The sequence below is a fragment of the Cellulosimicrobium cellulans genome (assembly GCF_016907755.1).
GTDB lineage: Bacteria > Actinomycetota > Actinomycetes > Actinomycetales > Cellulomonadaceae > Cellulosimicrobium > Cellulosimicrobium cellulans_D.
Window position 1 is genome coordinate 3048968 of the sequence record NZ_JAFBCN010000001.1, and the last position, 11846, is coordinate 3060813.

The 11846-nt window shown below is 74.8% G+C and carries 8 protein-coding genes; 5 read left to right on the plus strand and 3 right to left on the minus strand.

Annotated features, from left to right (window positions below; genetic code table 11):
• Positions 1 to 7: 7 nt before the first annotated feature.
• The 4 genes from JOE63_RS13360 to JOE63_RS13375 all read left to right on the plus strand — a co-directional run bounded on the left by JOE63_RS13360 (position 8) and on the right by JOE63_RS13375 (position 7454).
• A complete protein-coding gene (locus tag JOE63_RS13360; RefSeq protein ID WP_204542046.1) occupies positions 8 to 964 on the plus strand; it encodes an Ldh family oxidoreductase in 957 nt (318 codons plus the stop codon).
• A complete protein-coding gene (locus JOE63_RS13365) occupies positions 961 to 2265 on the plus strand; it encodes an acyl-CoA thioesterase/bile acid-CoA:amino acid N-acyltransferase family protein (protein WP_204542049.1) in 1305 nt (434 codons plus the stop codon). Before JOE63_RS13360 ends, JOE63_RS13365 begins: the two co-directional genes overlap by 4 nt.
• Before the next feature lie 64 nt (positions 2266 to 2329).
• Positions 2330 to 3193, plus strand: coding sequence for a DUF1684 domain-containing protein (locus tag JOE63_RS13370; protein WP_087472235.1), 864 nt, complete (start codon positions 2330 to 2332; stop codon positions 3191 to 3193).
• A gap of 364 nt (positions 3194 to 3557) precedes the next feature.
• On the plus strand, positions 3558 to 7454 hold the full coding sequence (locus tag JOE63_RS13375; protein ID WP_239576697.1) for a PQQ-dependent sugar dehydrogenase: 3897 nt from the start codon (positions 3558 to 3560) through the stop codon (positions 7452 to 7454).
• Between the two features lie 139 nt (positions 7455 to 7593).
• Here the strand turns inward: JOE63_RS13375 and JOE63_RS13380 are convergent, their stop codons facing one another.
• Entirely contained in the window at positions 7594 to 8739 is a 1146-nt protein-coding gene (locus JOE63_RS13380) for an FUSC family protein (RefSeq protein ID WP_204542052.1), read from the minus strand.
• A gap of 164 nt (positions 8740 to 8903) precedes the next feature.
• Here JOE63_RS13380 and JOE63_RS13385 point away from each other — a divergent pair, with 164 nt between their 5' ends.
• Positions 8904 to 10109, plus strand: coding sequence for a zinc-dependent alcohol dehydrogenase (locus tag JOE63_RS13385; RefSeq protein WP_204542055.1), 1206 nt, complete (start codon positions 8904 to 8906; stop codon positions 10107 to 10109).
• Between the two features lie 230 nt (positions 10110 to 10339).
• Here JOE63_RS13385 and JOE63_RS13390 read toward each other — a convergent pair whose 3' ends face one another.
• Together JOE63_RS13390 and JOE63_RS13395 are read right to left on the minus strand one after the other, a co-directional pair.
• Positions 10340 to 10525 (minus strand): CDGSH iron-sulfur domain-containing protein, encoded by a 186-nt coding sequence (locus JOE63_RS13390; RefSeq protein ID WP_307840096.1) that lies wholly within the window; start codon positions 10523 to 10525, stop codon positions 10340 to 10342.
• 44 nt (positions 10526 to 10569) lie between these two features.
• Positions 10570 to 11727, minus strand: a complete 1158-nt coding sequence (locus tag JOE63_RS13395) for an iron-containing redox enzyme family protein (protein ID WP_204542060.1) — start codon at positions 11725 to 11727, stop codon at positions 10570 to 10572.
• Positions 11728 to 11846 lie beyond the last annotated feature (119 nt).

The window sequence follows — 11846 nt, forward strand, 5'->3', positions numbered from 1 at the left end:
GACCGCCGTGCCCGCCACCCCCACCGTGCGCGTCGACGCCGCGGACGCCCGCGCCCGGGCCCGCGCTGCGCTCGCCGCCCACGACCCCGCCGACGCCGACCTCGCGGCCCGCGCCGTCGTCGCGGGGGACGCGTCGGGATGGCCGGAGTTCGGCCTCGCGCTCCTCGTCCGCGAGCTGCGGGACGCGCGCGAGCGCACGACGACGGGGCGGGCCGGGACCGCGGCGCCGTCCGCCGTCGTGACCGGGGCGACCGCGACGCTGGACGCGTACGACCTCCCCGGGCCGGTCGCGCTCGCCGCGGCGGTCCGCCGGGCCGCGGGGCTCGCGCGCGGGCTCGGCGTCGGCGTGGTCGCCGTGCGCCACGCGGGCGGGACGGGGCGCGTCGGCGCGTACGTCCGCGCGCTCGCCGAGGACGGGCTGGTCGGGGTCGCGCTCGCCCAGTCCCCCGCGACCGTCGCCCCGTACGGCGGGACCGCCCCCGTGGTCGGCACGAACCCGCTCGCCGTGGCGGTGCCGCGGGCCGGGCAGGGGCGTGCGCTCGTCGTGGACGCCGCGACGAGCTCCGTCACGCTCGCCGACGCGCGGCGCCGCGCCCGGGAGGGCGCTCCCCTGCCCGACGGCGCGGCGCTCGGTCCCGACGGCGAGCCCACCCGGGACGCGGGCGCCGTCGCCACGCTGCTCCCCGCGGGGCTGCTCGGGTCCCTCCTCGGTCTCACGGTGGAGGCGCTCGCCGGGCTGCTGACGGGGGCGCGCGGCGACGCCGTGGGCCGCGGTCTCTGGGTGCTCGCGCTGGACCCCCGCGCGTTCGGCGCCGAGGACCTCGCCGACCGGGCCGACCGCCTCGGCGACGACTGGGCCCGCGCCGGGGGCCGCGTCCCGGGCGCCCGTCCGGACGCGCCGGCGTTCGACGTCGACCGCGACGTCTGGGACGCGCTGGACCCGGCGACGGGAGGCACGCCGTGACGCTCCGGCTCACCGTCAGCCCCGCCGACGACCTGCTCGACGTCGCCCGCCGCATCGAGGTGAGCGGCGCCGCTCCCCGCGCGCTCGTCACGGTCCGCGCGACGACGGACCGCGCCGGGACCGCGTGGTCCGCCCGCGCGACCTACCGCGCGGACCGGGCCGGCACCGTCCGGCTCGACCGCGACCCGCCGATGTCCGGCGACTACGGGCGCGTCGACGGGATGGCGCTCCTCACGTCGCAGCGGCCCGACCCGACGCCCGGCACGGAGCCCGGCCGGCCGACCACGACCGACGTCGCGCGCCCGCTCCGCACGCGCCTCGAGGCGTGGGACGAGTCCGACGCCACGCGGCGCGCGACGGCCGACCTCGTGCAGCGCTGGACCGGACCCGGGGTGCGACGCCACGACGTCCGCGAGGACGGGCTCGTCGGCACGCTCTTCGTGCCGCCGGGCGACGGCCCGCACCCGACGATCGTCGTGCTCAACGGCTCCGGCGGCGGCATCAACGAGCAGCGGGGCGCGCTCTACGCGTCGCGCGGCGTGCAGGCGCTCGCGCTCGGCTACTTCGGCGTGCCCGGCCTGCCCGACCACATCACCCGCACGCCGCTGGAGTACTTCGAGACCGCGCTGCGCCACGTGCACGGCGAGCTCGCGCCGCGCGCCGGCGTCGTCGTGGTGAGCGGCCAGTCGCGGGGCGGCGAGCTCGCCCTCCTGCTGGGCGCCACCTACCCCGGGCTGGTCGGCGCCGTCGTCGCCTACGTGCCCGGGGCCCACGTGCACGGCGCCCAGGGCGCCGCGGACCCGGCGCAGGGGTGGGACTCCCCCACGTGGACGCTCGGCGGCGAGCCGCTCCCGCACCTGTGGCAGGACAACCCCGGCGTGACGTGGCAGCCGTGGACGGGCGGGCCGCCCCCGGACCGGTACCGCGACGTCTACGTCGACGGCCTGCGCGACCGCGAGTTCGCCGCCGCGTCGCGTGTCCCCGTCGAGCGCATCGCGGGCCCCGTCGCGTGCGTCTCCGGCATGGCCGACGGCCTGTGGCCGTCGAGCATGTACGCACGCCAGGTCGTCGAGACGCTGCACGCCGCGGGCCACGTGCACGAGACGCTGCTGCTCGACTACCCCGACGCGGGCCACTCGATCGCCCTGCCGCACCTCCCCGTCGCGCAGGGCCCGACGCGCCACCCCGTCTCCGGCATCGAGCTGTCGGCCGGCGGGACCCCCGCGGGCAACGCGTTCGCCGACGCCGACTCGTTCGCGCAGGTGTGCGCGTTCGTGGAGCGCGCGACGCGCGTGCCCTGACCTGCACCCCTCGACCCAGAACCTGTCCCGACCTGTGACCCGACCCATCGACGAGAGGACCGACATGTCCGCAGTGAGCGCCGAGTACCGCCAGGAGTGGGAGCGGTGGCACCGCGCCCGGCTCGACGAGCTGACGAGCCCGTACGGGTGGATGTCCATGGTCAGCCAGGACTGGCTGACGGGCGCCGAGCCGCTCGAGGTCGAGGGCGTGCCCGGCACCTGGTCGGTCCAGGACGACGAGGTCGTGTACACGCCCGACGGCAGCGGGGAGACCGTCACGCTCGACGGCGCACCGGTGACGGCGCCGACGCCCGTGTCGACCGGCCACAAGTACTCCCTCGTGCCCGCGTTCTACGGTGACCTGCGCGTCGAGACGATCCGTCGCACCGACGCGACCGGCCGCCAGATCTTCGGCGTGCGCGTCCGCGACCCGCGCGAGGCGGCCAGCAAGCGCCTCGACGACATCGAGACGTTCCCGCTCGACGAGCGCTGGGTGCTCCCCGCGCGGTTCACGCGGACGGCCGAGCAGGCGTCGGACTACCCGACGGTGGAGCGCGGCGTCTTCGAGGAGCAGCGCGTGATCGGCGAGGTCTCCTTCACCCTCGACGGAGTCGAGTACAGGCTCGCCGTCGCGGGCCGCCCCGACGACGACACCGGCATCGAGCGCGGCAACGCCCACTTCACGGACACGACGAGCGGCACCGAGACCTACGGGAACGGACGGCTCGTGCAGGTCCCGGACATCGAGACCGACGGCGACACGGTGGTCGACTTCAACCGGGCGTTCTCGTTCCCGTGCGCGTTCACCAACTTCGTCACGTGCCCGCTGGCACCGCCGCAGAACCGCCTCCCCGTGCCCGTGACCGCCGGCGAGAAGAAGCCGCCGCTGCGGATCGACCGGATCCAGACGTACGCGCAGGCCTCCTGACCGGCTGCACGACGCGCAGCCCACGGCGGGCGACCCGGCGGACCGGGTCGCCCGCCGTCGTCGTGCACCGGCGCCGCGACACGCGGCCGACACATCTCTTGACACTCGGAAAGCGCCTTCCCTACGCTGCGAGGGTCGCGCACACGGACGTGCAGCTCGAGCCGGACGGGAGAGCCAGGACGCGGCGGTCGAGGGGCCGCCACCGACCGTGCGCGCGGCCCGTGCGGACCCCGGCGCAACGACGCGGCCGAGGAGAACCGGCGGAGTGCAGGAGCCCGACCCGGCGACGGACGGCCGGCGGGTCGGAGACATGACAGCGCTCACTGCTGTCGTGCCAGCGCCACCCGACGAAACGGAGCAGACGATGACGTCTACGCACTCGAGCCGACGAGGGAGAGCGGCGATCGCCCTCTCCCTCGCGGCCGTCCTGGGAGGAACCCTCCTCGGACCACCGGCGGCCGCGGAGGAGGCCGCGGACGGTTTCAGCGAGGTCCTCAGCTTCGAGGCCTACCAGCGCACCGCCCTGAACGGTCAGGACGGCTGGTCCGCCTCGTCCGCGGCGCGGGTCATCGCCGACCCGCTCAACGGCAACAACCAGGTCCTCGAGATGGTCGGGGGCACCCAGCGCGCCCACCGTGCCGTCCCCGGGATCGCCGACGGCACGACCGGGACCGTGTTCTTCCGCTTCATGCGGACAGGGAGCGTCGACACGTCGTTCGGCATCACGGACAACGACGCGCCGTCCGACTACGCGCACAGCCGCGCGTACGTGAACAACCAGAACAACGACGTGATGCTCGTGCGCGACGGCGGCGCCTTCAAGCCCGCCGGCGTCTGGTCGCGCGACACGTGGCAGTGCGTCTGGATCGTCGCCGACAACGCGACGGACAAGGTCAGCGTCTACAGCCAGGGCGGCCCGTACGAGGAGATCACCCGGCTGCCCGAGGGCACGGAGCAGCAGTTCGGCTTCCGCCAGGGCGTGACCTCGGCGCTCGACCGGTTCTTCTGGATCAACGGCGCCAGCAGCGCGGGCCGCCTCATGCTCGACGACGTCGCGGTCGACACGGCCGGGCAGAACCTCGCGATCCCGACGGGCAACCCCGCCGACTGCGCCGCGGGCGGCACGACGCCGAACGAGCCGCTGCTCAACCCGCTGCCCGACCCGACGCCGTCGACCCTCGGCATCGAGGTGACGGAGCTCGCCCAGCTCCCGGCGTCGCAGACGACCCCGGCGACGCAGGACCCGCGCCTCGTGCGCCACAACCGCATCACGCACCTCGACGAGATCCCCGACGGCTCGGGCCGCCTCATGGTGCCGGACAACAACGCGGTCCTCTACACCGTCGACAAGGACACGGGCGCGTACGTGCCCTACCTGGACGTGCGCCAGCAGTTCCTCGACAACTTCCACAACAGCGCCGGCCTCGGCACCGGGCTCGGCTCCGCCGAGTTCCACCCCGACTTCGCCGAGAACGGCTTGTTCTACACGGTCCACACCGAGGGCGGCACGGCGCTGACGGAGGACACCCCGGACTACCCCGCATACGGCAACACCCAGTTCCACAGCGTCGTCACGGAGTGGAAGGCGACCGACCCGTCCGCACCGGTCTTCGAGGGCACGAGCCGCGAGGTCCTGCGCGTGCCGTTCGCCGGCCGCGTGCACACGGTGCAGCAGATCGCGTTCAACCCCACGGTCTCCGAGGGTGACGCCGACTACGGCAACCTCTACGTCCTCGTGGGCGACGGCGGCAACGGCGTCGGCAACGGCAACCCGCAGAACCTCGCCACGCCCCAGGGCAAGATCTTCCGCATCGACCCGCTGGGCGACGACAGCGCCAACGGGCGGTACGGGATCCCCGCGGACAACCCGTTCGTCGGGACGGCCGGCGCGCTGCCGGAGATCTACGCGGTCGGCATGCGCGACCCGCACCGGATCAGCTGGGACCCCGAGGGCGACCACACGATGTACCTCGGGCACATCGGCGAGTGGCAGGTCGAGTCGGTGTACGCCGTCGAGCCGGGCGACAACTTCGGCTGGTCCGTGCGCGAGGGGTCGTTCCGCGCCGACAACCGGCAGATCTACCCGCTGCCCGCGAACGACGCCGAGAACGGCTTCACGTACCCCGTGGCCGCCTACGACCACAACCGCGACCCCGGCCAGACCGGCGACGCGGGCGTCGCGCTCAACGGCGGGTTCGTCTACCGCGGCGACATCCCCGAGCTGCGGGGGCGCTACCTCTTCACCGACCTCGTGCGCGGCTGGGTGCTCGCCACCGAGCAGGACGAGATGGTGCGGGGCGACGGCGACCTCGCGGACCTGGCCGAGATCGAGCACCTGCGCGTGTTCGCCGACGGGCAGGAGACGACGTTCCAGGAGCTCGTCGGCGACCAGCGCGTCGACCTGCGCTTCGGGTCCGACGCCGACGGCGAGCTGTACCTGATCTCGAAGGCCGACGGGAAGATCTGGCAGGTCACCGGCGCCCGGCGCGTCGGGGCGTCCTCGCCCGTCGTGCTCCCCGAGCTCGCCGGGAACGTCGCGGCGCACTACGACTTCGACCACCCGGTCACGGGCTCGACGACGTGGGAGGCGGACCAGGGCTGGTCCGGCACGAACATCCAGCTCGTCAACGGCGGGGTCGAGATGCGTGTGGCCGACCGGGCCTACCCCGGTGCGGGCGAGGCGCTCCAGACGCAGCAGATGAGCCCGCTCACGGCGTCGAACGACGACTGGAAGGCCGGCGTCTACGACCCCGCGGGCGTGGACTCGCTCGGCGCCTTCGCGGACGCGGACGAGATCTCGGTCATGGGCTGGTTCAAGCCGACCGGCGAGCACCCGGCCCTCAACTCGGGCACCGTGAACCCCGACGACCGCTACAACGCGATCGGGCTCGCCGGCGTCCTCACCGGGACCTCGGACGGCCACGCGGTGCGCGCGCTCCTCGAGGTCATCACGGTCGGGAACGAGCTCAAGCTCGTCGCGCTCGGCCGCCGGGTCGACGGCGCCGGGTCCTGGACGTTCGCGGCCGACCTGCCGTGGGACCAGATCCTCGAGCGGAACCGCTGGGTCCACCTCGCCGCCACGTTCGACTTCGCGGGCGGCGAGATGAAGCTCTACATGAACGGCGAGGAGCTTGAGGGCCAGTACACGGCCTCGAACCCGTGGGGCGCGGGCGCGACCTCCCCATCCGACCCCGCCGGGCTCAAGATCGGGGGCAGCTTCCCGCAGAACACGCGCGAGGCCAACCCGTTCCACGGTCGCATGGACGACCTCATGTTCCTCGACACCGTCCCGACGCCGGAGCAGGTCGCGGCGCAGTACGCCCGGTTCGGGGCGCAGCCGGTCGAGCCCCCGGCCCCGCCGTCGTGCGCGCCTGCGGGCGAGCCGATCACGGACGTCCTGGCGGCCGAGCACTGGGCGCCGCGCACGCCGTCGAAGTGGCAGTTCCCCGGCGACAAGATCGTCCTCGCCCAGGCGGGCGACAACCCGAACGACGGCATCCGCCGACCGTTCGAGTACGCCGTCCTCACCGAGGGTCCCGAGCTCGGCTCGTTCGCGCTCGACGCCGAGGTGAAGCTCGACGCCCCCGCGTCGGTGAACAACCGGGACGTGATCGTGGTGTTCGGCTGGCAGTCGGACACGCAGTACTACTACGCGCACCTGTCGCAGGACAACACGATCTACGCCCACAACGGCATCTTCAAGGTCGACGGCAAGGACCGGGAGCGGATCGACGACCAGTGGGACGGCGCGGTCGGGGCTCCCCCGGCCGTCACCGACGAGGAGTGGCACGACGTGCGCGTCGTGCGCTGCGCGGACAGCGGCGACATCGCCGTCTACCTCGACGGCCTCGACACCCCGCTCCTCACGGCGAACGACACGACGTTCGCCGAGGGACGCGCCGGCTTCGGCTCGTTCGACAACACCGGCAGCCTGCGCGGCCTCGTGGTCACGCCCGCCGCGGAGCCTGCCGGGGTCGCGCTCGACGTGACGGTCTCCCCGCGGTGCCTCGCGGGCAAGGCGTACCTCGCCGTCGCGGCGACGAACGCGTCCGACGTCCCGGCGGACGTGACGCTCACGACGGCGTTCGGATCGCGGACGGTCGCGGACGTCCAGCCCGGCAAGGCCGCCTATCAGTCGTTCGCGTCGCGGGCGACGGCGTTCGACGCAGGGACGGTCGCGGTCTCCGCGACCGCGACGGTCGACGGCGAGGAGGTGACGGGCGAGGTCGTCGTCGAGCACGACGCGCTCACGTGCGGGTGACCCCCCGCGCATGAGCGCCACCTCCTGACCGCGTGAGCCGCCCCGGCCGCGCCGGCTGCGTCCGACCAGCCGGCGGGTCCGGGGCGGCTCGTGCGTCCCGGTTCCGGCGTGGTGCGGGAGCGACGGAGCAAGACTGCGGTCAGGTGGCGGCGAGGACCGCCGCACCGCGCCGGAGGGCGAGCACGACCGCACCCGCGACGAAGTAGTCCTCGTCGTCCTCCTGCCGCGCCTCCCGGACCGCCCTGCGCAGGTCCTCGGCGCGGGCGGCCACGGCGCGCAGCGCCTCCTCGTCGGCAGGCTCGGCGCCGACGGAGCGCAGGGCGGCGGCGTAGGCGTCGAGCGCACGGGCCGCGAGCGGGCGCAGGCGGGCTCCCAGCGCCAGGTCGTCGCGCCCCTCGCGCTCCCACTCGACGAGGAGCCGGACGAGCGACCCCACCACGTCCGCGGACACCTCCAGCTCGTGCGAGCGCCGCACCTGGGAGACCGCCCAGTCCCGGTGCCGGCGCAGGCGGATGTTCGCCCGCGCGGCCTCGCGCGTGCGCGCGACGGCGTCGCGCGCACGGGCGAGCGTCGGCTCCACCTCGCGGCGGCGCTCCTCCCACTCCTCCGCGGACGGCGGCCGCTCCCCGTCGAGCCCGTCCGCGAGCGCGTCGACCTGGTCCACGAGCGTGTCGCGCAGCCCGTCGAGCGCCTCCTCGGTCGGCGTGAGCGGGAGCGGCGGGACCAGGAGGTTGATCCCGACGCCGATCGTCGCGCCCACGACGACGAGCCCGGCGTAGGCGCCGACGAACTCGACCTTGGCCGCGTTGCCGATGATGAGGACGAACAGCGCCGACGTCACCGCCCACGTGCCCATCTCGCCGAAGCGACGCCACCCCGAGCACAGGAGCGCGAGGCCGACGACGAGCGCGACGGACAGCGCGCTCGGGGAGAGGACGAGATCGACGCCGCGCGCGATGGCCGCGCCGACGAGGATCGCGAGGATCGCCTGGGTGGACTCGCGGACCGAGCGCGCGAGCGTGCTCGTCGTCGCGACGACGGCGCCCAGCGGCGCGTAGTAGGGGTAGTCGGAGAACGGCTCGGGCGCGAGCACGCCGACGAACCAGGCGAGCGCGGCCGCGACCGCTCCCTTGACCGCGAGCGACCAGCGAGGGTGCCGCACCCAGCGCCGCGCCGCGGCGGCGACGGCACGGCGCGCCCAGGTCGCCCCCTCGCCCCCTGGCACGTGGGGCGCTGCCCGGTCGTCGGTCGTCACGAGCACGAGGATCGCGCGTCGTGCCCGCACCCGCACGCCGCCTCCCCGCCGCTCGCCGAGGTGTGAGCGGGTCGGGCCGGTGCTTCACTGGCGACGTCGGTGCAGAGTCCCGCCGACGCCGTCGGGCACGGTGGCGTCCCAGGCGTGCTGACGCCGCCGCGGTCGGCACGACGACCACGGAAGGACGACGACTGATGCGAGCACTGACCTGGCAGGGACGCGAGAAGGTGAGCGTCGAGGACGTGCCGGACCCCCGGATCGAACAGCCCACGGACGCGGTCGTCCGCGTGACATCGACCGCGATCTGCGGCTCCGACCTGCACCTGTACGGGGTGCTCGGAATGTTCCTCGACGCGGGCGACGTCCTGGGCCACGAGGCGATGGGCGTCGTCGAGGAGGTGGGCCCGGAGGCCGGGAACCTCCACGTCGGCGATCGCGTCGTGATCCCGTTCAACATCGCGTGCGGGCACTGCTGGATGTGCGAGCGCGGCCTCCAGACCCAGTGCGAGACGACGCAGGTCCGCTCGCAGGACAAGGGCGCCGCGCTCTTCGGGTACACCAAGCTCTACGGCCAGGTCCCCGGGGGCCAGGCACAGTACTTGCGCGTGCCGCAGGCCCAGTACGGCCCCGTCGTCGTGCCCGACGACGGGTCGCCGGACGAGCGCTACCTCTACCTGTCGGACGTCCTGCCCACCGCATGGCAGGCGGTCGAGTACGCCGACGTCCCGCCCGGCGGCACGGTCGTGGTCCTTGGCCTCGGCCCGATCGGCCAGATGTCCGCGCGCATCGCCCTGCACCGAGGGGCGGCGCGCGTGGTGGGCGTCGACCTCGTGCCCGAGCGGCGGGCGATGGCCGAGCGCCACGGAATCGAGACGCTCGACCCGACGGCGGTCGACGACCTCCCGGCCGCGGTGCGCGACCTGACGGCGGGGCGCGGGGCGGACTCCGTGATCGACGCGGTCGGCATGGAGGCCCACGGCTCTCCCGTAGCGGAGGCGACGCAGAAGGTGGTGGGACTGCTGCCAGACCTGCTGTCCGCGCCCCTCACCGAGCGCGCCGGGGGCGACCGCCTCGCCGCCCTCTACAACGCGTTCGACCTCGTCCGCCGCGGCGGCACGGTGTCCATCTCGGGCGTCTACGGCGGCGCCAAGGACCCCCTGCCGATGATGCAGCTCTTCGACAAGCAGGTGACGCTGCGCATGGGTCAGGCGAACGTGCGCCGCTGGACCGACGACGCACTCCCCCTCGCCGCCGACGTCTCCGACCCCCTCGGCGTCCTGGACCTGCGCACGCACCGGCTCTCCCTGGAGTCCGCGCCCGCGGCGTACGGGATGTTCCAGCGCAAGGAGGACGGCTGCGTCAAGGTCGTGCTCGACCCGTGGTCCGAGGCGACTCGATGACCGGCACCCGGCGCACCGACCGCGACCTGCTGGCGATCTACCTCGACGACCACGTGGCGGCGCGACGGTCGGGGTTGCGCCGCGAGGATGGCCCGCGCCTACGCCGAGAAACCCGTGGGCGCCGTCCTGGGCCCGCTGGCCGAGAGCTGCGTGACGAGCGCACGTTCCTCCTGGCCACGGCTCCGGCCGCCGGTGCCGACGCGCCCGTCGTCGGCTCCCCCGCCGCGTTCTCAGGCCTCCTCGCCGCTGCGGTAGCCGTTGACCTTGTGCGTGCCGTCGCACCACGGCGGGATCGCCGTGCCGCCGCACCGGCAGAGCGCGACGGTCGCGCGGTGCCGCTCGACGTCGCGCCCGTCCTGGTCGACGAGCCGCGCCGGGCCGCGCACGAGCAGCGGGCCGTCTGGGCAGGCCGTCACGACGACCTCCTCCGCACGGTCCGCACGCGGGTCCACCGTCACGGTCAGCCTTCCCGGGCCGTCTCGGACGTCCCGAGCGGGACCCTCAGCGCCGACTCTCCCCGCTCCCAGCGGTCGAGCGCGTAGGCGCCGACGTCGGCCTCGACGGCGAGGCAGGCGGCCGCCCCCAGCAGCACGTCGTCGCGCATGGCGGGGTCCTGCTCGACCAGGCCGCCGGCGAGGTCCCGCCCGGCGATCTGCTCGTGCACCGCGTCCGCCTCGACGTGCTCGTCGAAGTACCAGGTCGTGTCCGCGTCGTGGCCCAGGCGACGGAACCCGTTCCCGTAGAGGCGGCTCGGCACGGACGACGTCATCTCGAACGCGGCGAGGTGCCCGACGATCGCCCCGCGCAGCCGGCGGTGCAGGCCGAACAGGGACATCGTGTTGACCGCCGCGAGGACCACGGCAGGCACCGCGTCGACGTACCGCCCGTAGGTGTCGTCGAGCCCAACCCCGCGCATCGCGCGCGCGAACAGCTCCGCGTGCATGCGTCCGGGCCGCCCGCCACCGTACTCGTCGGCCTGGATCTCCACGAGCGCGGCCTTGGGCGCACCCGCTATCCGCGGGACCGCCCACGTGTGGGGGTCCGCCTCCTTGAGCTGGTACAGCGACTTCAGCACCAGGAGCTCGCGCGCCTGCTCGGCGTCGGCGCGCCGGGCGACGTAGCGCGACAGGCTCGGTCCGTCGTCGGCGGCGGCGAGCTCGAAGAGCCGCCGGGCGACGCCTGCGGCATCCGTCGTCGCGCACTCCGGCTGCCCGGCGCGCTTACGCACGGCCGTCTCGAACGGGGCCTCGAGCCGTGCACGGACGGCGAGCAGCGCCGGCACCCACTCCCAGGCGTCGTCGACGCCGTCGACCCCGCGGTAGTGCAGCTCGTAGAGGACCGCGAGGGCGAGCTGGACGTCGTCGTCCCGGAGCACCCGACCGGCAGCCGCGTCGAGTGCGGCGGGCAGGGCGTCCCGGACGGGGCGTAGTCGTTCAGCCGCGTCGTCCGCGGGCGCACCCGCGACGAGCGCGGACAGGAGCGCGGCGGTCAGCGGACCGCGGGGCTGGGGCAGCGGCAGGCGGCCCGCGCCCGGCGCCGAGGAGGTACCGGCCACGGGCCCGACGGCGGGCCCCCGTGCGGTCTCCGAGACCTGGGCGGGCACGGCGGTGGGGGTCATGGGAAGGGTCCTCGCTCTGGCGTGGTCGGCGCCCCTGCTCGACACCACGGCCATGCTGTCCGCGTTCGCCCCCGCTCGCGAGCCGAGCCGTCGCACCACGGAACCGGCACGCCGGCGGC

Coding starts and splice junctions, on each gene's coding strand:
- JOE63_RS13395 (WP_204542060.1), bottom strand. CDS start 11,727: ATGACCCCCACCGCCGTGCCCGCCCAGGTCTCGGAGACCGCACGGGGG.
- JOE63_RS13370 (WP_087472235.1), top strand. CDS start 2,330: ATGTCCGCAGTGAGCGCCGAGTACCGCCAGGAGTGGGAGCGGTGGCAC.
- JOE63_RS13375 (WP_239576697.1), top strand. CDS start 3,558: ATGACGTCTACGCACTCGAGCCGACGAGGGAGAGCGGCGATCGCCCTC.
- JOE63_RS13385 (WP_204542055.1), top strand. CDS start 8,904: ATGCGAGCACTGACCTGGCAGGGACGCGAGAAGGTGAGCGTCGAGGAC.